This is a genomic window from Neisseria sp. P0019.S003, from assembly GCF_051957115.1.
Classification (GTDB): domain Bacteria; phylum Pseudomonadota; class Gammaproteobacteria; order Burkholderiales; family Neisseriaceae; genus Neisseria; species Neisseria flavescens_D.
Genome location: NZ_JBQCWT010000001.1, coordinates 522,043 through 543,644, shown reverse-complemented (window position 1 = coordinate 543,644; position 21,602 = coordinate 522,043). Strand labels below are relative to the sequence as shown.

Sequence of the window (21,602 nt, the reverse complement as noted above, 5' to 3'; positions counted from 1 at the left end):
CGATTTTTATAGATGACGACAGTCCAAAAGTTTTGAAGCAAGCTTCCTCAACGAGAGATGAAACGATGAGTACACAGACAAATTTTGATTTGGTGTTGTTTGGCGCGACCGGCGATTTGGCAATGCGTAAACTTTTGCCTTGCCTGTATCAGGCGCATGTAGCCGGTTTGCTTCATCCCGAAGGTCGTATTTTGGGCGTAAGCCGTAGCGAATTGGATACCGCCGGCTTTTTGGCCAAAGTGGAAACGAATTCTAAAATCCATGTCAAACAAAACTTCTCAGATGAAGCGTGGGCATCGTTTATCCAACGTCTTGAGTATTTGAAAGTCGATGTGACAAAGAAAGGCGATTTCATTGCCTTGGGCGACTTGGTAAAAGCACGAAAGAATACTGAAAATGTCGTGATCTACCTCTCAACTGCGCCGAAATTCTTTGCGCAAGCCTGTGAAAACCTTGCCGAAATCGGTTTGAATGCCGATAACGTACGCGTGGTTTTGGAAAAACCATTGGGTACGGACTTGGCTTCTTCTCAACAAATCAATACCGATGTGGCCCGTTATTTCAAAGAAGAACAAATCTACCGTATCGACCATTATTTAGGTAAAGAAAGCCTGCAAAACCTGCTGGCCTTGCGTTTTGCCAATGTGATGTTCGAGCCTTTGTGGAACAACAAATATATTGAGAGCGTACAGCTGACCATCGCCGAGCAGTTGGGCGTGGAAGAACGCGGCGAGTTTTACGACATTACCGGCGCGTTGCGCGATATGGTGCAAAACCACTTGATGCAAATGCTTTGTATGACTGCAATGGAAGCACCGGCAAGCTTGGATGCCGATGCCGTACGCGACGAGAAAGTGAAAGTCATCAAATCGCTGAAACCGCTGACCATCGAATCCGTCAACGAAAATGTTATTCGCGGCCAATATGTTGCAGCAAACGGCATGAACGGCTATCTAGAAGAAGTCGATGTACCGAAAGACAGTTTCACTGAAACCTATGTCGCCATCAAAGCCGAAATCGAAAACGAGCGTTGGAAAGGCGTACCTTTCTACCTGCGTACCGGTAAACGCATGGCAGGCAAAGTGGCGGAAATCGTGTTGAACTTCCGTCCGCTGCAAAACCATATTTTTGACAACAGCCAACCTGCGCCGAATCGTTTGGTTATTGAACTACAACCGACCGAATCCGTCCGCCTTTACACTCAAGTAAAAACCCCGGGTGCAGGCAACAAAGTCGAAGTGACACCGATTGGCGTGGACTTGGGCACAGCCGTAGAGGGTCGCCGTGCCGAGGCTTATGAGCGCCTGCTGCTGGATGTGATTAACGGCAAACTCGCTTTGTTCAACCGTCGTGACGAACTTGAAGCCGCTTGGGAATATGTGATGCCGATTTTGGAAAACTGGGCGAACAATACAACGCCTCCGCATGCTTACGAAGCCCATTCTTGGGGCCCTGAAGCTGCGCGCGTGCTGTTGGCCCGTGACGGCAACAAGTGGCACGAAGAGCAATAATATTTCTTTCAGACGGCCTTGTTTTCCAACAAAAGGCCGTCTGAAACCATGAAAGGACGAAACATGTTTGTTTGGCACGAACAAGAAAATGCTGCAACTGCTGCGCAAGCTCTCGCCGATGCCGTTGCCGCCGCATTGCAAGCCGCGTTGAATGAGAAAGGCCATGCGGTTTTGGCCGTTTCTGGCGGCCGTTCGCCGATTGCGTTTTTCGAGGCTTTGTCGCAAAAAGATTTAAATTGGCAAAACGTCGGCATTACTTTGGTGGACGAGCGTATTGTCCCGACTACGCATGCCGACAGCAATACAGGCTTGGTACGCGAATATCTGCTCAAAAATAACGCGGCCGTTGCTACATGGATTCCTGTTGTTGAAGACGGAAAGTCTGAAACTGAATTACAACCTGAAGTTGTCGTTGCTTATGCATTGAAACATTACAAGCAACCTGACGTGCTGGTGTTGGGCATGGGGTCAGACGGGCATACAGCGTCGTTGTTCCCTCAAGCGCCTCAATTACAGGCAGCAATCAATGAAGCCAATGACCCGACATTGATTCATACTACGCCGGTTACCGCGCCGCATGAGCGTGTGAGCATGACTTTGGGTGCGATTGCCAAAACGCCGAATGTGTTTTTGGCTATTCAAGGCGCAGAGAAAAAAGCAGTATTTGATAAAGCCGCCGCAAGGGCCGATACCGAATATCCGACCAGTCTGATTCTCAATCACCAAGGAATTAACTGCCATGTCTACTATGCACACTGAAGCTTATCCTCGTTTGGTCGCCGATATCGGCGGTACGAATGCCCGTTTTGCACTTGAAACTGCACCACAGGTCATTGAAAAGGCTGAAGTCTTGCCTTGCCAGGATTACGACACCATTGTCGATGCCGCCAAAACTTATTTGGAACGCGCAGGCAGTCCGAAAGTCTTGCACGCCGCCTTTGCGATTGCCAATCCGATTTTGGGCGACTGGGTGCAGATGACCAACCACCACTGGGCATTCTCCATCGAAACCACCCGCCAGGCTTTGGGTTTTGAAACGTTGATTCTGTTGAACGACTTTACTGCCCAGGCTTTGGCGGTAACAAAAACCGATAAGAAAGACTTGATACAAATCGGCGGTCAAAAACCCATCGAATTTGCGCCTAAAGCCGTTATCGGTCCGGGTACCGGTTTGGGTGTCAGCGGTTTGGTGCACAGCGCTGCCGGCTGGGTGGCGTTGGCAGGCGAGGGCGGCCATACCAGCTTCCCGCCGTTTGACGATATGGAAGTATTGATTTGGCAATACGCTAAAAACAAATACGGCCATGTTTCTGCCGAGCGTTTCTTGAGCGGCGCAGGTTTGAGCCTGATTTACGAAGCATTGGCCAAACGCGACAACATCAAACAATGCCGTCTGAAGCCTTCTGAAATCACCGATAAGACATTGAGCGGAACATCGCCGATTTGCCGTCAGACTTTGGATATTTTCTGCGCCATGCTGGGTACGGTTGCTTCCAATTTGGCTTTGTCATTGGGTGCGCGCGGCGGCGTGTATTTGTGCGGCGGCATTATCCCGCGCGTGTTGGATTACTTTAAAACGTCTCCATTCCGCAGCCGCTTTGAAAACAAAGGCCGCTTTGAAGCTTATCTTGCCGCTATTCCCGTGTATGTCGTATTGAGCGAATTTCCGGGCATCGTCGGCGCGGCGGTCGCATTAGACAATCATTTAAATAACGTTTAAACACACAAACGGCGGTGCAGAGCAGGGGGTGGAAAAAACCCTTGTCCTGAACGTCAAAAAATCAAAGGGTAGAGTATATGTTAAGCAAAATCAGCGAATCATTGTCCAACCTCTCCGGCGCGGAACGCAAAGTTGCCGAATCTGCGCTGGCCGAGCCGAAATGGTTCGTTCATGCCGCCGTGGCGGAAATCGCCGAGCGTGCATCCGTCAGTCAGCCGACTGTAATCCGTTTCTGCCGCAGCTTGGGTTACAAAGGCTTGCCTGAGTTCAAACTCGCTTTGTCTGCCAGCATCGGCCACGAAGGCATGCCTTACGTTCATGAAGAATTAAACGCCGATGACAACATGGGCAGCGTGGTCGAAAAAGTATTGGGCAATGCCGCAGCCTCCCTTTTGGGCGAGCGCCGCTTCCTGAAAGAATCCGAGCTTGAAAACGCGATTGCCATTCTGATGCACGCGCGACGCGTTGAGTTTTATGGTGTCGGCAACTCCGGCATCGTTGCCCAAGATGCGCAACACAAATTCTTCCGCTTCGGTATGTCCACCGTTGCCTATGTTGATACGCATACCCAGCTGATGGCGGCTTCCGTATTGACCGAGCAGGATGTGTTGGTGGCGATTTCCAATACCGGCTCATCTATCGAATTGTTAGACGCGGCCAGTATCGCCAAAGAAAACGGCGCAGCCGTTATCGCGCTCACCCGTAATGATTCGCCGTTGGCTCAAATGGCCGACTGCGTATTGAGCATTGCCACTCAGGAAAATGCCGAGCTTTATACGCCTATGGTGTCCCGTCTTCTGCAGCTGGCCGTTATCGACATTCTTGCCATCGGCTTGGCCTTGCGTTTGGGCGATACCGCCAGCACGCAACTGCAGAAAAGTAAAAAAAGCATACATAACAAACACATCGAATACGATAAAGATTGATTCTTCACTGACATTTTCAGACGGCCCCAACCCACATCAAGGCCGTCTGAAACCTCAAAAAACGGAAACCACCCCGTTCCCGTTTCAGACGACCTCACGGCCGTTTTCTCAACAAAACTGTCCACTATCCAGGAGAGCATCCGATGAAACACCTTCACGATTTACCAGCTTGGTCAAAATTATGGATACATTTTGACGAAACCAAAGAACAACACATGCGCGAAATGTTCGAGCAAGATCCCGAACGTGCCGAGCGCTACTGGCTGCAGGTTGGCGGCCTGACTTTGGATTATTCTAAAAACCGTATCAACGACGAAACCATGTCGCTTTTGTTCGAGTTGGCGCGTGAAGCAGGCGTACCGGAGCGGATGCAGCAAATGTTCCACGGCGAAAAAATCAATACGACAGAAAACCGTGCCGTACTCCACGTTGCCCTGCGCAACCGTACCAACGCCCCTATCGTCGTGGATGGCGAAGATGTCATGCCTAAGGTCAACCATGTCCTGCAACGCATGGGCGAGTTCGCGCATGAAGTCCGCAGCGGCAGCTGGTTGGGCTATACCAATCAAGTCATTACCGACGTCGTCAACATCGGTATCGGCGGCTCTGACCTCGGCCCTCTGATGATGTGTACCGCGCTCAAGCCTTTCGGCCATCCGCGTTTGAACATGCACTTCGTCTCCAATGTGGACGGCTCCCAACTGCGCGACGTATTGTCCAAAGTCCACCCTGAAACTACGCTGTTCATCATTGCGTCCAAAACCTTTACCACCCAAGAAACCCTGACCAACGCCCTGACCGCGCGTAAATGGTTCTTGGATCATGCAGGCGATGAAAGCGCCGTGGCCAAACACTTCGTTGCCGTATCGACCAACCAAAAAGCCGTTGCCGAATTCGGTATCGATACCGCCAATATGTTTGAATTTTGGGACTGGGTCGGCGGACGATACAGCCTCTGGTCAGCCATCGGCCTGCCGATTATGCTGTATCTCGGCGAAGAAAACTTCATCGAAATGCTCAACGGTGCGCACCTGATGGACCAACACTTCATCAACACGCCGCTAGAGCGCAACATGCCCGTCATCCTCGCCCTTATCGGCATCTGGTACATCAACTACTACGGCGGTGGCAGCCACGTTATCGCGCCTTACGACCAACATCTCCACCGTCTGCCTAAATTCATCCAGCAGCTCGATATGGAGAGCAACGGCAAACAAGTTACCCTTGACGGTAAACCGGTCGGTTACGAAACTTCCCCGATTATTTGGGGCGAAACCGGTATCAACGGCCAGCACGCCTTCTTCCAACTGCTGCACCAAGGTACGCACATCACACCGATTGACCTCATCGCCTCTCTTGAAAAACGCAGCAATTTGCAAGGCCATCACGAAATCCTGTTGGCCAACGTCTTTGCCCAAGCCGAAGCCTTTATGCGCGGCAAAACGCCTGACGAAGTACGCGCCGAGCTTCAAGCCCAAGGCATGGAAGCAGAGCGTATCGAAGAGCTGGTTCCGCATAAAACCTTCTCCGGGAACCGTCCGACCAACCTTATCCTCATGGACAAAATCAACCCGCGCAATATGGGCAGCCTAATTGCCATGTACGAACACAAAACCTTCGTACAAGGCATTATTTGGGGCATCAACAGCTTTGACCAATGGGGCGTAGAACTCGGCAAACAACTAGCCAAAACCATTCTTGCCGAATTGACCGGCGAGACCGAAGTGCAAAAACACGACAGCTCCACTACACGCCTAATTAATCTTTATTTGAACGCCAACAAATAAAGCATTTATTTAAAGCAAAGGCCGTCTGAAAGTTTCAGACGGCCTTTTGTGTTATTCCGGATCATCCGTAAACGCATTTTCCCGAAATATTGGTACAAAAGTGAAAAGATACAGTACGAACACGGCGATGGTCAGAAGCGCGGGGACGGTGATGAAAAATATCGGGTTCACGTTCATCAAGAAAGCGCGCGAGACGGCAGCCATAAAGAGCAGGGGGACGGCAATGCGGCAGAGCTTGGGGTAGTCGAGCTTGGTAAAGCCGCTGTGCCACAGTCCTGCGGTCAGCCACACCATCATCACGCCGCCCATCATGCCGCCGAGGGTAATCAAATGCAGGGGGGCAGAGGAGGGCAGATTTTGCAGTTTCTCCACGCCTGCCCACAGATAGCCTGCGGCGGCAAAGAGCTGGAGCAGGTAATAAGTGCAGACGTAGTGTTTGCGCAGGAGTTCGTGATGGTGGAGCTCACGCAGCTTGGCGAGCAGGATGAATCCGACGGCAAGCGCGGTAAAACCGGCGGTTTGCGCGGGCAGCCAAAGTTCGGCGGCGGCGTGCAAGAGCAGGAAAGTAATGGCGATGTTTTTATAAACGATATTTGGAATAAAAACAGGGTCTTTCAGACGGCATTCTTTAAGGGCTTCCGCGCCCAAAAGAATACTGACGCGGACGGATACAAACATGACCGCCGCCATGTTCAGATGTACTTGCGCGCGCAACAGGTTCAAATCACCGCTGACGGCATAGGCCGTCTGAAAAACGGTGAACGCGGCAAGTAACATTAGCAGGGCAAAGTTGTCGGTGTTGCGGTCGAGCCAAATCAGCCAGGCGCAGAACAGCAGCAACACCAGCCAATAGGCGGCGACGAAAAACGAGGCAGTTTGCGGCGAAAAGGGCAGTATGGCAGATGCGGCGAGCAGTAATGCCGCCATCAAAGTAGCGACAGGTTTCAGACGACCTTTATAACCCGTCCATTCGAGCATGGCTGCAGTCAGGAAGCCGCTGTATGCCGCAGGCAGCATGAGTTCTAAGAAGATTTGGCGGTGCAAAATGACAGCACCGGGGCTGATGAAAAACACCAACGCGCCGAGTATGGCAAGCACCGCCGCGCCGACGAAAAACGGCCGCATGGGGTGGGTGAAAAACTTATTCATGGTTTGGCTTGATTCTGCATGAAGATGCTTTCGGATATAGATTTATTGGGAGGACAGGGTTGTATCTTGTATTGAAGAAGCAAACCTTCGGCTTGCTTGCCCTCTCCCTAACCCTCTCCTACGGGGAGAGGGGATTAAGCTGTCGAGCCCGAACATTTTTAGGTTTACCTGCCATCTAATTCCCTATCCTGCAGTCTCTGATTTCCAGCAACTTGATCCCCTCTCCCCGTAGGAGAGGGTTAGGGAGAGGGCAACGAACCGCAAGGTTTGTCAGATACTCAAATGCCCGTATCATTCATATTATTGATATTATTGTTTGAATTGTATTATTTTCAATAATAATAAATAATCCTAAACCAATATAAATAACAGCCATTATCCAACGACTAAACTTCTCTACAATTTCACCAACACCTGAAATATTAGCCAATCTTTGTGCTGTATATACTAAAACAAAAATCAATATTAAAAATACAAGAAGAGTAACTAATAAGTCGACAAGATCTAAAGTCACAAAGTAAGGAACAAAAAGTCCAATATTATCTGCACCACAACTAGCAACTGTAACCAAAGCAACAATACCGACTAATTTTGACAACCCTTTTTCATCCAATTCTTTTTTAGCTCTTTTTTCGCCCTCACAATCGTCGTAAATAGCAACTTTAATACCTAAGTAAATCGGTATTAAACCTAATAAACCCAACACCCATTTTTCCGGAACATAATGCAAAACAAAAGCTAGAAATAAACTAACTAATATTAAAATTACAGAACCTAAATATTGTCCGATATAAATATCTCGATATTCTTTTCTAGTATTTGCTCTAGCAAAAAATATTAATAGTATTACCAACAAATCTACTGCTGTAGCAATATATAAAACAGCAGCAGTAATCACAGTCGAAAACATAAAGCACCTCATAATGAATCCCCTGCCCCCTTGGCACCACGGCTTTTTCAAAAACCGAATCGCGTTCGGATAACAGATTCGTATCTTTCGCTAAAGAGTCAAGCCTGCGGCTTGCTTACCCTCTCCCTAGCCCTCTCCCACGGGGAGAAGGAATTGGGCTGTCGAGCCTGAACATTTTCAGGTTTACCTGACATCTGATTCCCAATTCTACGGCTCTCTGATTTTGAGAAACCTGATCCCCTTTCCCCGTGGGAGAGGGTTAGGGAGAGGGCAACGAACCGCAAGGTTTGTCAGAAATTTAAATTCCTATCACTCATAATAATGAATCCCCTGAAACTCTCTTGCCACCACGGCTTCTTCAAAAGCCGAATCGCGTTCGGACAGCGGCGTAGGCAGGGTAATCACGTTTTGCACGTTCATGCCCTTAGTGGAAAGCAGCATGATTTCATGGCTCAGGCGTGCGGCTTCGAAGCGGTCGTGCGTTACCAGCATACACGCCATGCCCTGCCGCTCGATTTTTTCCACCAGCATGGCGACCAAAATATCGCGCAAATCGCGGTCCAAACCGACGAACGGCTCGTCCAGCAAGGCAAGGTCGCAGCCGCACAGCAGCAGGCGCAAAAATGCTACCCGTTTCGCCATGCCGCCGGACAATTCGGTCGGATATTTGTTCAAATCGCCCGCAGTCAGCCCGACTTTCGCCGCCAGCGCGATGATTTCGCCTTCATCGGGTTTGTCCATAAAAATAGCGATATTCTGCATCGCGGTCAAGTTTTCCGGCAGGCGGTTTTCCTGAAACAGAAAACCCGTTTTGCGGAAAGTATTGCGTAACGTGCCCGATTTTGGCGTTTCCAAGCCCGCGATCAACCGCAAAACCGTCGTCTTACCGCAGCCGCTCGGCCCGAACAAAGCTTTCACTTCGCCATGTTGCAGGTTCAAACTGAAATCGCGCACGATGGAGTCGCGGAGAATTTCAAAACGCATGTTTTCAAGACAGAGCATCATCTTCTCCACGGCATAAATAAAATTTCCAAAGGCTTGGTAATCAGGTATTCAAACAGCGACACAAACACGATAACCAGCACCACATAAGCCATCACCGTCGAAGTCTCCAGCATCGCCCTTGCGTCTGCAATCCGCGCGCCCACGCCTTCGCTCGCGCCCAAGAGTTCCGCCATAATGACCACCTTCACTCCCATCGCCACCGCAACACCAATACTGGAAATCACATAGCCCGTCAGATGCGGGATATACAGATAACGGATTTTTTTCAGACGGCCTAATTTATAAGCGTCAAACAACTCCTCATGCTGCCTGTTCACGCTCGCCATCCCGACCGCCGCACTCGCAAACGTCAGCGGCGCAACCAACACAATGATGGTAAACAACACGCTCGGATTGCCGAAACCAAACCAAAACAACGCCATCACTACCCAAATAATCGGCGGCATCGCCAACAAAATCGTAATCACAGGCTTGAGCAACGCCATCGCCGTCTTAAAACTGCCCGCCACCAGCCCTGCCGCCAATCCCGCTACCAAAGCAACCGAAATCCCCGCCACAGACCGCCACAGCGAAATCCCGATTTCGTTTTCCTGAAAATGTTTCAATAAATCCAATGATTTTTGAAATACCTCCACCGGCGCAGGCAGCATAAACTCGCCGAACACGGCACTACCCCACGCCCACAACGCCACCACCACCATCGCCACGCTCAGCCCGGCAAAGCCGCTCCAAAGGTAGTCGATGATGTAAAACACCGCAGGCTGCGGTTTGCGTATTTTGTCGGTTTTAATCATGGTTTGAGTGTTGGTTTGTATTTTGAAATCAGCAGGTTGGGTATGTGGATGCTTTAATCCAATTTTCAGATTATTAGTGTTATTTTCAGGTAGTCAACAGTAACTACGGTGTACTGCAAATTGTATTGAGTTTTGCAATGGCGTTATAGTTATGGAAACGTGCATAAACACTGCATTTGTTGCTGTCTTTCAAATTAAATAAAGAGTCATACCAATAAGCAATTAATGCACGTCTGACCCCATCTTTTTTTAAAAAATCTAGCGCGATATCAAAGGTACCATTTAAAAAAATGGAAACCGCTCTCGGTAAAACTGTTTTGTAATAACTCTTTTCAATATATCCATGTTGTTCAATCCAAGAAATTGTTTCTGGAAAATCTAAAATTAATTTATCTAACAATATCATATGGGTGCTTTGTGTATTCTTTCTATTTAAGGTACTAAAAGCTACCTCATGAGACCCGATATTCAACGTAAAATATCTGCCGCCATTTGTTGACGGGAAAAGTGAAAATGTCCATACCCCTTGGTATTCCAACCAGTGTACTAATCCAGACAATATGAATAAATTCTTTAGATAAGAACATAAATATTCATCTTGAAACATCCTATCTACTTTGGGTTTGTGAATAATCAGGTTTTCATCCAAATCATTCAAAGCATCAGATGCTTCTTTAACGCTTAAATAAAAAAGCTCCTTTTGGTTAGCCTGATTTGTATTTAGACAGCTTCTAAATCGATAATGCAAATAATGTTCTACTTTCCGCCAATTATTTACTTGTCTAAAATCTGCCAGTTCCCATTTTCCTAATTTTTTATAAGGTTCAGTTTGGTTGATTTCTTTAATACGCTTAATCGGTGGATAATTACTACCTCCAATTTTTACACTATCACAATTTTTAGAAGTCAAAATATAGACATATCCTATAGATTCAGTATCAAACATAATTTAAAGCACGCTTCTTCAAAATATATTTCTTTTATATTCATAATAGCAAATTGGGTTATGACCAAACATCTTATTATATCCGTTTGATGTTGTTAGTTTTAAAGCACCAAACTTTGGTGGGCGGGGATGCCCACCCTGAGGTTTTTAAGCCAAGAAGAACCCATTATCCGGCAGCTTGCCGCCCAAAAGTTTCGGGTTAAACTGCATTAGGATTTCGTAAAACTTCAAAATCTCGTTCTTCACTTCGCTGCCTTTAGTTACTGTCAGCCGCGCGCCGTCCAAGCCCATGACTAGGGCGGGTTCGGGGGCGGGGAGGTAGTTTTTGCCGATTTTCGCCGCGCTTTGGCGGTTGGCAAGTATCCAGTTGAGCGCGTTTTTCAAATCCTGATGGAAGATGTCGAACTGCGCCTTGTGTGCGTGGAAATATTCTTCGTTGGCGATGATGCCCGCCATCGGAATCAGCGGTTTGGTGTCAAACGCCTGTCCCCATGCTTTCACCAAGTCAAAACCGCGCACGACGTTTACGCCCATGGTTTTGCCTTTCAGTAGGCTGGCGGTTGCCATCGGTTCAGGCAGGATGGCGGCGTGGTAGTCCTTGCTCAAAAACAGTCCCACCGCTTCGGGCGGCGTGGCGGTGTAAGTGATGCCGACTTTGTGCGTGTCGATTTTCAGTTTTTTCAGCAAGGCTTGCAGTACGATGTCGGGCATATCGTTTTTAAACGGTACGAGGATTTTTTTGCCGACCAAATCCTGCGGTGAGGTAATCGCGCTGCCTTTGCACATCAGCTGCGTGATGCCGTTGGTCAAAATATTGACCATGCCGACTTTCTGCCCTTGGTTGCGCAGGTTTACGCCGACATTGCTCGGACTCATCATTACTTTAAATTGTCCGCTCGCTACGCCTGCGCGCAGTTGGTCGGGCGAACGCCAGATTTTCAGCGATACATCCGCCTGCTTCGCCAGCTTGCCTTGCAACGCCGCTACGGCAATGGTTACGCTGGGCATTGCCGGTGCGCCGTACACTGTAAATTGTTCTTTACCGGCAGCCAACAATGAAGGCGAAACGCCTGCCGCTGCCAGAGCGGCGGTCATTTTTAAGAAATCGCGTCTTTTCAGTTCCATTTTTTTATCTCCTAATTCTTAATAAGCCAGTGTAGGCATTCTTTCAGACGGCCTGATTTTAAAATGCCGCATGCAAACTCAACCAATATGTCCTGCCTGGTGCATATACTACACTGGGCGACAGGGCGAGGACGTGGTCGCCGCTGATGTGTTCGGCGTATTTTTTGTTGAACACGTTGTTCACGCCCAAGCGTAAGCCGTATTTGTCTTTGATGTTTACGCCTGCGTACACGTCGGCAACGGTAAAGCCTTTGGCGGCTTCGCGTTTGTCTATGCCCAGACCGCTTGCCGCGTCAAAATCGCCGCGCGTTTGTTCGGCGACAAAGCGTGTTGCGGCGCCGATGTTGTAGCTGCCGTGGGCAAAGTAGTTTTTGTAGTCGGCTTGGACGGCGGCTTCAAACGGACGGATTTGATAGAGCGGCCTGCCGTCGGTTTCATTGTGTCCGTAGTTGTAGGCGGCTTTGATGCCTGCCGCCCAATGCGGATTGAAGTTGTAACGCGCGTAGGCCTGCGCGGTAAACAATCGTGCGTCCACATTGCGTGTGATGATGCCGCCGCCTTTGGAAGCCGTGCCGCTTTGTCCGTGTGCGCGGTCAAAAATAATCAGATCTTTGACTTTGTCCGCCACAAGCGTGCCGCCCACGTTCCAGCCTGCGCCTGCCAACGAGTTCATGTAGCCGTTGTAGTAGTCGTTGCGGCTGTCGGCGGTGAGCTTGATACGGTTGTGTTTTTCGGTTTTCAGCAGGGGATTGCCTGCGATGGCGGCGGCTGGGTTTGGGTTCATCATCATGCCGTTCATACGGTTTTGCACGATGGCGGCAAGCGAGTTGAAGCGTTCGGTGTTGTCGCCGATGCGTTCTAAGTGAGCAAGGGAAACGCTGTATTTTTGCGTTTCAGACGGCGTGAAATCGTATTTGAGTTCGCCTGAGAAGGCATGACGGCGCACTTTGCCGTTGAAGTCGTAGCCGTAATGGGTTTTCCAGATTTGTTGTGATGAGGCGAAGGCAAGGTTGCGGTTTATCGGATGGGCGGGCTGCGCCGTATTTTTGCGTACGTCCGCTTCGTTGATTTCGTAGCTTAAGCCCAAGCCCAGTTTGTGTCGGTCGTCAAACTTGTAAGACAGGGTATCGGCAATGCGCCAGCGGTCGAGGTGTACATCGGCGAAACGGTAGCCGTTGAGGAAGTCGCGCATGGTGGTGTGGGCGTTGCGCTCGCCGTTTTGGCTGTCGTTACGGTAGCTGACGGCGGCATTGTTGTGGAACTTGCCGAAATCCGCGTCATGTTTGAGCGAGAAGTCGTACACTTTGCGGTCAAGCTCTACGAACACTTGCTGCGGCGTGTTGTTTGGGCGCAGGGAGTAATTGTCGGCATGGCGTTTGAGTTTGATGACACCAGCTTCTGCGCTGACCGTATTGCTTAAATCGGCATTGCCCCAACGCGCGTTGAGTTTGGCGATGTGGCGTTCGGTGTCCAATGCATCGTTGACGAACTGCGGTTGGCGGTCGTTGTCGATGTCGTCGTGTAGGTAGGTAAGGCGGTATTCCTGGTTTTCAGACGGCACGAAACCGAGTACCAAAGCTTGATTAAAACGGCTGTATTTCCAATCGGTCTGATTGCCGTCGCCGTCTTTATAGCCGTTGGCCTTGGTGTGATTGAGGTTGGCCACGCCGTACACCTTTGCCCCGCGCGCTTGAGCGGTAACGGAGTTGTAAAAGCTTTTGCCGTAAAAGCCGCTGTTTGCTTTCAACGGACGTAAGGCTTGGTCTATGTTTTCGGTAACAAAGTAATGATCGCTGCGGTCGGTGCGGTCGAATTGGTTTTCGGGGAAATAGCCTTGTGCTGCGGTCGGTGCAATCGGTTTGGGAGGGGAGAAGGTTTTGACAGGCTGGATTTCATCAGGGTCTGCCAAGGTTTCGGCAAAGCCGTTTGCAGCGGCAAAACTGCTCATTAATAAGCAAATCAAATGGTTTTGTTTCATGATCTATATCCTGATAATCATTTTTATTTATTATGCTCTTAGAGAGAAGCAAAGTAAAGAAACGATAAAGTGTCTGAAGCCGATAAAACTTTATTGTCGGCAAGGAAAGCTTTAGCCTTGAACACAAGCCGATACGGACTAAAAACTTTTAGAAGAGGGGAGTGGTAGCGAGGTTTGCATTTGAGTTTCATCTTGCGTTAGTGTTTTCCGTTTATAAAGCAGATAGGCCGTCTGAAAAAATATCTCTCTTTTCAGACAGCCTATTGCTGGTTATAATAATTTTACGAATCATTATTATTTTTATTCAAGTATAGGAGAAACGCATGAGTACCCGTACCGAACACGACACCATGGGCAATGTCGAAGTCCCATCCGAAGCCTATTGGGGCGCGCAGACCCAGCGTAGCCGCAACAATTTCAAAATCGGCGGCGAAACCCTGCCGCAGCCGTTGATTTACGCTTTGGCGCTGGTGAAAAAAGCCGCTGCCGCCACCAATGTTTCCCTTGGCAGGATTAAGCCCGAACAGGCGGATTTGATTACGCAGGCGGCGGACGACGTGTTGAACGGCAAGCTCGACGGGCAGTTCCCATTGGTGGTGTGGCAGACCGGCTCCGGCACGCAGTCCAATATGAACATGAACGAAGTGCTGGCAAACCGCGCCAACGAAATTGCCGGTACAGGTTTGGCGGCGTATCAGCCCGTCCATCCCAACGACCATGTGAACCACGCGCAATCGACCAACGACGCGTTCCCGACCGCCATCCACGTCGCCGCCGCGATTGAAATCAACCGCCACCTTATTCCGGCGGTAAAAGCCTTGCGCGATACATTGGACAAAAAAGCCAAAGAATTCGCCCCCATCGTCAAAATCGGCCGCACCCACTTGCAAGATGCGACGCCGCTGACTTTGGGTCAAGAATTTTCCGGCTACGTTTCCCAGCTCGATCATGGCTTAGGTCGTCTGAACGATGCGCTTAAAGACTTATATGAACTCGCTTTGGGCGGCACGGCGGTCGGTACGGGTTTGAACAGCCATCCCGAATACGCCGAAAAAGCCGCTGCCAAACTCGCCGAATTGTCCGGCTTGCCGTTTGTCAGCGCGCCGAATAAATTTGAAGCCTTGGGCGGACGCGATGCTGCCGTTGCCGCTTCGGGTGCATTGAAAACACTTGCAGCAAGCCTGAACAAAATCGCCAACGACATCCGCTGGCTGGCAAGCGGCCCGCGTTGCGGTTTGGGCGAAATAAAAATCCCTGAAAACGAGCCGGGTTCGTCCATCATGCCGGGCAAAGTCAACCCAACCCAATGCGAAGCGATGACCATGGTGTGCTGCCAAGTGTTCGGCAACGACGTTACCATCGGCATGGCAGGCGCATCGGGCAACTTTGAGCTGAACGTCTATATGCCCGTTATCGCCTACAACCTCTTGCAATCCATCCGTCTGTTGGGCGATGCGTGCAACAGCTTCAACGAACACTGCGCCGTCGGCATCGAACCCGTACCGGAAAAAATCGACTATTTCCTGCACCATTCCCTGATGTTGGTTACTGCGTTAAACCGTAAAATCGGCTATGAAAACGCCGCCAAGGTCGCCAAAACCGCCTATAAAAACGACAAATCGTTGCGCGAAACCGCCATCGAATTGGGCTTGCTGACAGGCGAAGAGTTTGACGAATTGGTCGTTCCTGCCGATATGGTTCATCCGCGTTAAGCTTTAATAATGAAACATGCCGTCTGAAAATGTTTTCAGACGGCATGTTTTTATGCTGCGGTTGTTTTTTCCTCGAATAGGGTAAAAATCATTGGCGTCAGATTGACGACCATTAGAAACATTATTGAGCTCAAAAATGTACGCCAGGCATAATGCCACGCTTCCGTTCTGTCTGCTTGGGGGAGGAGCGATGCAGTATAGTGGTTGTGTAGGGTTTTTGCGGTGTCATTGTTTTCCAAATAGTCCAACGAAAGTACCAATAATTTGCCCGTGTCTTTGTGTTGCAAGAATTTGGCATGTTCAACCCAGATTCCTGGCTTGGCGTGTTCGCATAAAGATTCAATGCCGACGCAAGAGGCTAAGCTGTTTTGGTTGTTTTGCAAAATCGACAGCTCGTTTTTTTCAGCCTGCATGGCTGCGGGGGAGGTTTGATGAAGGTATACGCTCATGCCGTTGCTCTCTATTGCTTGAAAATCATGGAGCTGGCTGAATCCGCCATTTTCCCAGGCAACGAATACGGCATAGCATCCGCAGCATAAGCAGATCATGATCAATTTTAAGACAATGTTTTTCATCCTTGCTCCTTTAGTATGAAGATGGCGGCAAAGTCAGGAGGCGTGTTTTCTCGTTTGAAGGTAAGTTTAGGTTTATCTGTTTTTATTGTGCGGTTGAGTGTAACACAGGTAATCAAAAGGCCGTCTGAAAATTTTCAGACGGCCTTTTATTATGTGTTTAGATGGGTTTAAGCCAATAATTCACGCCAGCGTTTCACTTGGAAACGGACTTGTTCAGGCGCAGTGCCGCCCAAGTGGTTGCGTGCGTTTAAGCTGCCTTCGGGTGTCAGCACGCTGTAAACGTCGTCGGCAATCAAATCGCTGAAACCTTGCAGGACTTCAAGCGACAATTCGCTCAAATCAACGCCAGCTTCATCGGCATGGCGCACGGCTTGGGCAACGACTTCATGGCTGTCACGGAAGGGCATGCCTTTTTTCACCAAGTAATCCGCCAAGTCGGTAGCCGTTGCAAAACCCTGCATTACGGCGGCGCGCATATTGTCGGGTTTGACGGTCACGCCGCGCATCATGTCGGCGTAAATGCGCAGGGTGTCGATAAGCGTGTCGGCAGTGTCAAACAAAGGCTCTTTGTCTTCCTGATTGTCTTTGTTGTATGCCAAAGGTTGCGATTTCATCAGGGTAACCAGGCCGATCAGGTGGCCAATCACGCGACCGGACTTGCCGCGTACGAGTTCGGGTACATCGGGGTTTTTCTTTTGCGGCATGATGGACGAGCCGGTGCAGAAACGGTCGGCAATATCGATAAAGCCGAAACGCGGGCTCATCCACAAAATCAATTCTTCGGAAAGACGGCTCAGATGAACCATAATCAGGGAAGCGGCGGCCGTGAACTCAATGGCAAAATCGCGGTCAGATACGGCATCGAGCGAGTTTTGGCAGATTTGCTCAAATCCCAACAGCTCGGCGGTAATTTTGCGTTGAATCGGGTAGGTGGTACCGGCCAGTGCGGCAGCGCCGAGCGGCATACGGTTGACGCGTTTGCGGCAGTCGGCCATGCGCTCGAAATCGCGGCCGAGCATTTCAACATAGGCGAGCATGTGATGCCCGAAGCTGACTGGCTGGGCAACTTGCAGATGGGTAAAGCCGGGCATGACGGTTTCCGCGTGTTGTTCCGCCAAATCAATCAAGGCCGTCTGAAGGTTTTGAATCAGGCTTTGAATAACGGTAATTTGATCGCGCAGCCACAGGCGGATGTCGGTAGCGACTTGGTCGTTGCGGCTGCGGCCGGTGTGCAGGCGTTTGCCGGCATCGCCGATTTTGTCGGTGAGGCGGCGTTCGATGTTCATGTGGACATCTTCCAAATCCAGAGACCAGGAAATCGTTCCTTCTTTGATTTCTGCTATAATCTCGGCCATGCCCTGACGGATGGCGGAGAGGTCGTCTTCGCTCAAAACGCCTGACTGTGTCAGCATTTGCGCGTGTGCTAGCGAGCCTTGGATGTCCCATTCTGCCAGTCGTTTGTCAAAATCAATCGAGCCGGTATATTTTTTGACCAGCTCGGAAACAGGTTCGTTAAAACGGCCTGACCAGGTTTTGTCCTTGCTCATATCAGCATCCTTAAAATATAAATAAAAAAACAGGGTCTACGTCTTCAATATAGCAGACCCGTCTATACATTATGAAAGAAAACGGTTGAAATTATGTCTATTATACGTCAAATAAACCAGAATTTCGCAGTGCCGGATTTGCGTAATTCCGCAACTCTGGTGCGCCTGCTCATTGTTTTGTTAATCAGTTTGTTTATCTTTCCGTTGATGACGGTATCGGGCGTGCCTTATCCGGAACAGATTTTCCAACATTTTTCATGGGCTTGCCCCGTCATCCTCTTAATTTTACTCAAGGTCTATTTCTTACAGGCATTTGCGCCGTCCCTGCTTCGCTCGCAGTACAGCGTTGTGGTTTCCTACGTCTCCAATCTGCTGATTTTCTTGTTTGTCGATTTAGTGATTTTGAAGACAGAGATTTGGCCGCTGATTCAACACTTCTTCTTGCTGACCTTTTTTTGTTTCAGTTTCATGTACATCGAAGCATCCCGTCGCAACAGCCTTGCGCCTTCCATTTCCGAAGCCAGATTGAGCGCGTTGACGGCGCGTATCCGTCCGCATTTCTTGTTTAACAGCCTGAATGCCGCCATCAGCTTAATCCGTCTACGTCCATATGACGCGGAAACTTTGCTGGAAAATCTGGCCAACCTGTTCCGCGCGCAACTGCGCGATGGTAGTCAAAACAGTACCTTAGGGCAGGAGATTGAATGGGCGCAGGAATATATTGCCATCGAACAAATCCGCATGGGACATATGCGTGTACAGGTTATGTGGCAGCATCATGCGCCCGATGATGCCGAAACGCCACATCTGTTGTTGCAACCGCTTTTAGAAAATGCCGTATTTCATGGTGTCGAATCCATCCACCGTCCAGGGATAATTACGGTATTAACAAAATTGGAAAAATCATCTATTTTCATCAGTATCGAAAATCCGTGCGGAACAGAACCTAACGAAAATACCAAGCCGCATAAAGGCAATTCTATGGCCTTACGCAATCTGAAAGAGCGCTTGACTTTGATGTATGACACCGACGCGAAAATCAGATATATCCAATCAGACGGCCTGTTCCGCGTTGAAATCATATTGCCGTACCGTAAAAAATCAGCCGAAGTTTCCCGTCTGTTTGGCTAAAACGCCTAGAAGAGGGCGGCTTTAGATAGTTTGAACTATTAATACATTAAACAAAATAGTTTAAATTTATTACATTCAGCAACATAACTGTTCCCATTTTTTGAAAACTGGTCTATGATGGTCAAAAGGATTGTTCACAATCCTTAATTGCAAATCATTTGCAACTGCCCAGAAGAAAAAACAGAAAAAGGAACAAAGAGATGTTAGAAGCCTATCGTAAAGCCGCCGCCGAGCGCGCCGCCCTTGGTATTCCCGCCCTTCCTCTGACTGCTCAGCAGACTGCTGATTTGGTTGAGCTGCTGAAAAATCCACCTGCCGGTGAAGGCGAATTCTTGGTTGAGCTGTTGGCTCACCGCGTACCACCCGGTGTGGATGATGCCGCCAAAGTTAAAGCCTCATTTTTGGCAGCCGTTGCCGAAGGTAGCGCATCCAGTCCGCTGATTTCCCCTGAGTATGCTACCGAGCTGTTGGGTACCATGCTTGGCGGTTACAACATTCATGCACTCATCGAACTCTTGGACAACGACAAACTTGCGCCTATCGCTGCAAATGGTCTGAAACACACTCTGTTGATGTTTGACTCTTTCCACGATGTTCAAGAAAAAGCCGAAAAAGGCAACAAATACGCGCAAGAAGTATTGCAATCTTGGGCAGATGCCGAATGGTTCACCTCACGCGCCAAAGTTCCAGAAAAAATCACTGTTACCGTCTTCAAAGTCGACGGCGAAACCAATACAGACGACCTCTCTCCTGCACCTGACGCATGGAGCCGTCCTGATATCCCTCTGCACGCGCTGGCGATGTTGAAAAACCCGCGCGACGGCATCAATCCTGACAAACCGGGCGAAGTCGGTCCGATTAAATTGTTGGAAGAACTCAAAACCAAAGGTTATCCTGTTGCTTACGTTGGCGACGTGGTCGGTACCGGTTCTTCACGTAAATCTGCTACCAACTCCGTGATTTGGCATACAGGCGAAGATATTCCGTTCGTACCGAATAAGCGTTTCGGCGGTGTGTGCTTGGGTGGCAAAATTGCTCCTATTTTCTTCAATACTCAAGAAGACTCCGGCGCATTGCCGATTGAAGTCGATGTATCTGCTCTGAAAATGGGCGATGTCGTCGATATCCTGCCATATGAAGGCAAAATCGTGAAAAACGGCGAAACCGTTGCCGAGTTCAGCCTGAAATCACAAGTATTGCTGGACGAAGTGCAAGCCGGTGGCCGTATTAACCTGATTATCGGTCGCGGTTTGACTGCCAAAGCGCGCGAAGCACTGAAATTGCCTGCTTCTACTGAGTTTCGTCTGCCTCAAGCGCCAGCTGAAAGCAAAGCCGGTTTCACATTGGCTCAAAAAATGGTTGGTCGCGCCTGCGGTTTGCCGGAAGGCAAAGGCGTGCGTCCGGGTACTTACTGCGAACCACGCATGACTACTGTCGGCTCGCAAGATACTACCGGCCCGATGACTCGCGACGAATTGAAAGACCTGGCTTGCTTGGGCTTCTCAGCAGATATGGTGATGCAGTCTTTCTGTCACACCGCGGCTTATCCAAAACCTGTCGATGTGAGAACTCATAAAGAATTGCCTGCTTTCATCTCTACCCGTGGCGGTGTATCCCTGCGTCCGGGTGATGGCGTGATTCACTCATGGCTCAACCGTCTGCTGTTGCCTGATTCAGTTGGTACAGGCGGCGACAGCCACACCCGTTTCCCTATCGGTATTTCTTTCCCTGCCGGCTCCGGCTTGGTTGCTTTCGCAGCAGCTACTGGTGTGATGCCGCTCGATATGCCTGAGTCCGTATTGGTACGCTTCAGCGGCAAACTGCAACCGGGTGTAACCCTGCGTGACTTGGTGAACGCCATTCCGTTGTACGCGATTAAACAAGGTTTGCTGACTGTTGCTAAAGCTGGTAAGAAAAACATCTTCTCCGGCCGCATCCTCGAAATCGAAGGCCTGCCTGATTTGAAAGTGGAACAAGCTTTTGAATTGACTGACGCATCTGCCGAACGCTCCGCCGCAGGCTGTACTGTGAAGCTCAACAAAGAGCCGATTATCGAGTACATGAAATCCAACATTGTGTTGATGAAAAACATGATTGCCAACGGCTATCAAGATTCGCGCACTTTGGAACGCCGTATCAAAGCCATGGAAGCATGGTTGGCAAATCCTGAATTGCTCGAAGCGGATAAAGATGCCGAATACGCCGCCGTGATTGAAATCAACATGGACGACATTAAAGAGCCAATTATTGCCTGCCCGAACGACCCTGACGACGTGTGCTTCATGTCTGAACGCTCCGGCACCAAAATCGACGAAGTGTTCATTGGTTCTTGTATGACCAACATCGGCCACTTCCGCGCAGCTTCCAAACTCTTGGAAGGTAAAACCGACATCCCGGTGCGTCTGTGGATGGCGCCTCCAACCAAAATGGATGCGAAAGAGTTGTCTGACGAAGGTCACTACGGCGTACTCGGCCGTGCAGGTGCGCGTATGGAAATGCCGGGTTGCTCATTGTGTATGGGTAACCAAGCACAAGTACACGAAGGCGCGACTGTAATGTCCACTTCTACCCGTAACTTCCCGAACCGCTTGGGTAAAAACACCTTCGTTTACCTCGGCTCAGCTGAGTTGGCGGCGATCTGCTCTAAACTGGGTAAAATCCCGACTGTTGAAGAATACCAAGCCAATATCGGTATCATCAACGAGCAGGGCGACCAAATCTACCGCTACATGAATTTCAACGAAATCGACAGCTACAACGAAGTAGCCGAAACCGTGAATGTTTAA

Annotated in this window: 17 protein-coding genes; 8 read left to right on the top strand and 9 right to left on the bottom strand. The window is 49.5% G+C overall.

Annotated elements, in window-relative coordinates; translation table 11 throughout:
- The first annotated feature begins 65 nt into the window (after positions 1–65).
- The 5 genes from zwf to pgi all read left to right on the top strand — a co-directional run bounded on the left by zwf (position 66) and on the right by pgi (position 5,944).
- Positions 66–1,511 carry a glucose-6-phosphate dehydrogenase gene (gene zwf / locus ACTHTS_RS02550; RefSeq protein WP_036491638.1) on the top strand — a complete coding sequence of 482 codons (1,446 nt, stop codon included), beginning with the start codon at positions 66–68 and terminating at the stop codon, positions 1,509–1,511.
- Between the two features lie 63 nt (positions 1,512–1,574).
- Positions 1,575–2,270: a 6-phosphogluconolactonase gene (pgl, locus tag ACTHTS_RS02545; RefSeq protein WP_036491640.1), complete on the top strand. Its 696-nt coding sequence runs from the start codon at positions 1,575–1,577 to the stop codon at positions 2,268–2,270.
- Positions 2,251–3,231: a glucokinase gene (locus ACTHTS_RS02540; RefSeq protein ID WP_039861966.1), complete on the top strand. Its 981-nt coding sequence runs from the start codon at positions 2,251–2,253 to the stop codon at positions 3,229–3,231. Before pgl ends, ACTHTS_RS02540 begins: the two co-directional genes overlap by 20 nt.
- 77 nt (positions 3,232–3,308) lie before the next feature.
- Positions 3,309–4,157 carry a DNA-binding transcriptional regulator HexR gene (gene hexR, locus ACTHTS_RS02535; protein WP_004519348.1) on the top strand — a complete coding sequence of 283 codons (849 nt, stop codon included), beginning with the start codon at positions 3,309–3,311 and terminating at the stop codon, positions 4,155–4,157.
- A gap of 143 nt (positions 4,158–4,300) precedes the next feature.
- On the top strand, positions 4,301–5,944 hold the full coding sequence (pgi, locus tag ACTHTS_RS02530; RefSeq protein WP_049344390.1) for a glucose-6-phosphate isomerase: 1,644 nt from the start codon (positions 4,301–4,303) through the stop codon (positions 5,942–5,944).
- A 51-nt stretch (positions 5,945–5,995) separates the two neighbouring features.
- Here the strand turns inward: pgi and ACTHTS_RS02525 are convergent, their stop codons facing one another.
- The 7 genes from ACTHTS_RS02525 to ACTHTS_RS02495 form a co-directional block, all read right to left on the bottom strand.
- Positions 5,996–7,093 carry an NnrS family protein gene (locus tag ACTHTS_RS02525; RefSeq protein ID WP_440369120.1) on the bottom strand — a complete coding sequence of 366 codons (1,098 nt, stop codon included), beginning with the start codon at positions 7,091–7,093 and terminating at the stop codon, positions 5,996–5,998.
- A gap of 295 nt (positions 7,094–7,388) precedes the next feature.
- On the bottom strand, positions 7,389–8,003 hold the full coding sequence (locus tag ACTHTS_RS02520) for a CadD family cadmium resistance transporter (RefSeq protein ID WP_036491903.1): 615 nt from the start codon (positions 8,001–8,003) through the stop codon (positions 7,389–7,391).
- Positions 8,004–8,312: 309 nt separating this feature from the next.
- Positions 8,313–9,005 carry an ATP-binding cassette domain-containing protein gene (locus ACTHTS_RS02515; RefSeq protein WP_440369119.1) on the bottom strand — a complete coding sequence of 231 codons (693 nt, stop codon included), beginning with the start codon at positions 9,003–9,005 and terminating at the stop codon, positions 8,313–8,315.
- Positions 9,005–9,802 (bottom strand): ABC transporter permease, encoded by a 798-nt coding sequence (locus tag ACTHTS_RS02510; RefSeq protein ID WP_440369118.1) that lies wholly within the window; start codon positions 9,800–9,802, stop codon positions 9,005–9,007. The genes ACTHTS_RS02515 and ACTHTS_RS02510 overlap by 1 nt, the downstream gene beginning before the upstream one ends.
- 103 nt (positions 9,803–9,905) lie before the next feature.
- Positions 9,906–10,748 (bottom strand): GIY-YIG nuclease family protein, encoded by an 843-nt coding sequence (locus ACTHTS_RS02505; RefSeq protein ID WP_107723584.1) that lies wholly within the window; start codon positions 10,746–10,748, stop codon positions 9,906–9,908.
- Between the two features lie 147 nt (positions 10,749–10,895).
- The gene (locus ACTHTS_RS02500; protein WP_440369117.1) at positions 10,896–11,873 is read right to left on the bottom strand and encodes an ABC transporter substrate-binding protein; all 978 of its coding nucleotides are present in this window, start codon (positions 11,871–11,873) and stop codon (positions 10,896–10,898) included.
- A 58-nt stretch (positions 11,874–11,931) separates the two neighbouring features.
- Entirely contained in the window at positions 11,932–13,851 is a 1,920-nt protein-coding gene (locus ACTHTS_RS02495; RefSeq protein WP_440369116.1) for a TonB-dependent receptor, read from the bottom strand.
- Positions 13,852–14,174: 323 nt separating this feature from the next.
- Between ACTHTS_RS02495 and fumC the strand changes: the two genes are divergently transcribed.
- A complete protein-coding gene (gene fumC, locus ACTHTS_RS02490) occupies positions 14,175–15,563 on the top strand; it encodes a class II fumarate hydratase (RefSeq protein ID WP_070823307.1) in 1,389 nt (462 codons plus the stop codon).
- A gap of 50 nt (positions 15,564–15,613) precedes the next feature.
- Here the strand turns inward: fumC and ACTHTS_RS02485 are convergent, their stop codons facing one another.
- Complete coding sequence (locus ACTHTS_RS02485) at positions 15,614–16,138, bottom strand: hypothetical protein (protein ID WP_440369115.1); 525 nt, start codon at positions 16,136–16,138, stop codon at positions 15,614–15,616.
- 167 nt (positions 16,139–16,305) lie between these two features.
- Positions 16,306–17,685, bottom strand: coding sequence for an argininosuccinate lyase (argH, locus tag ACTHTS_RS02480; RefSeq protein WP_440369114.1), 1,380 nt, complete (start codon positions 17,683–17,685; stop codon positions 16,306–16,308).
- Positions 17,686–17,778: 93 nt separating this feature from the next.
- Here argH and ACTHTS_RS02475 point away from each other — a divergent pair, with 93 nt between their 5' ends.
- Both ACTHTS_RS02475 and acnB read left to right on the top strand, forming a co-directional pair.
- Positions 17,779–18,816 (top strand): sensor histidine kinase, encoded by a 1,038-nt coding sequence (locus ACTHTS_RS02475; protein WP_107723579.1) that lies wholly within the window; start codon positions 17,779–17,781, stop codon positions 18,814–18,816.
- Positions 18,817–19,016: 200 nt separating this feature from the next.
- The gene (acnB, locus tag ACTHTS_RS02470) at positions 19,017–21,602 is read left to right on the top strand and encodes a bifunctional aconitate hydratase 2/2-methylisocitrate dehydratase (protein WP_440369113.1); all 2,586 of its coding nucleotides are present in this window, start codon (positions 19,017–19,019) and stop codon (positions 21,600–21,602) included.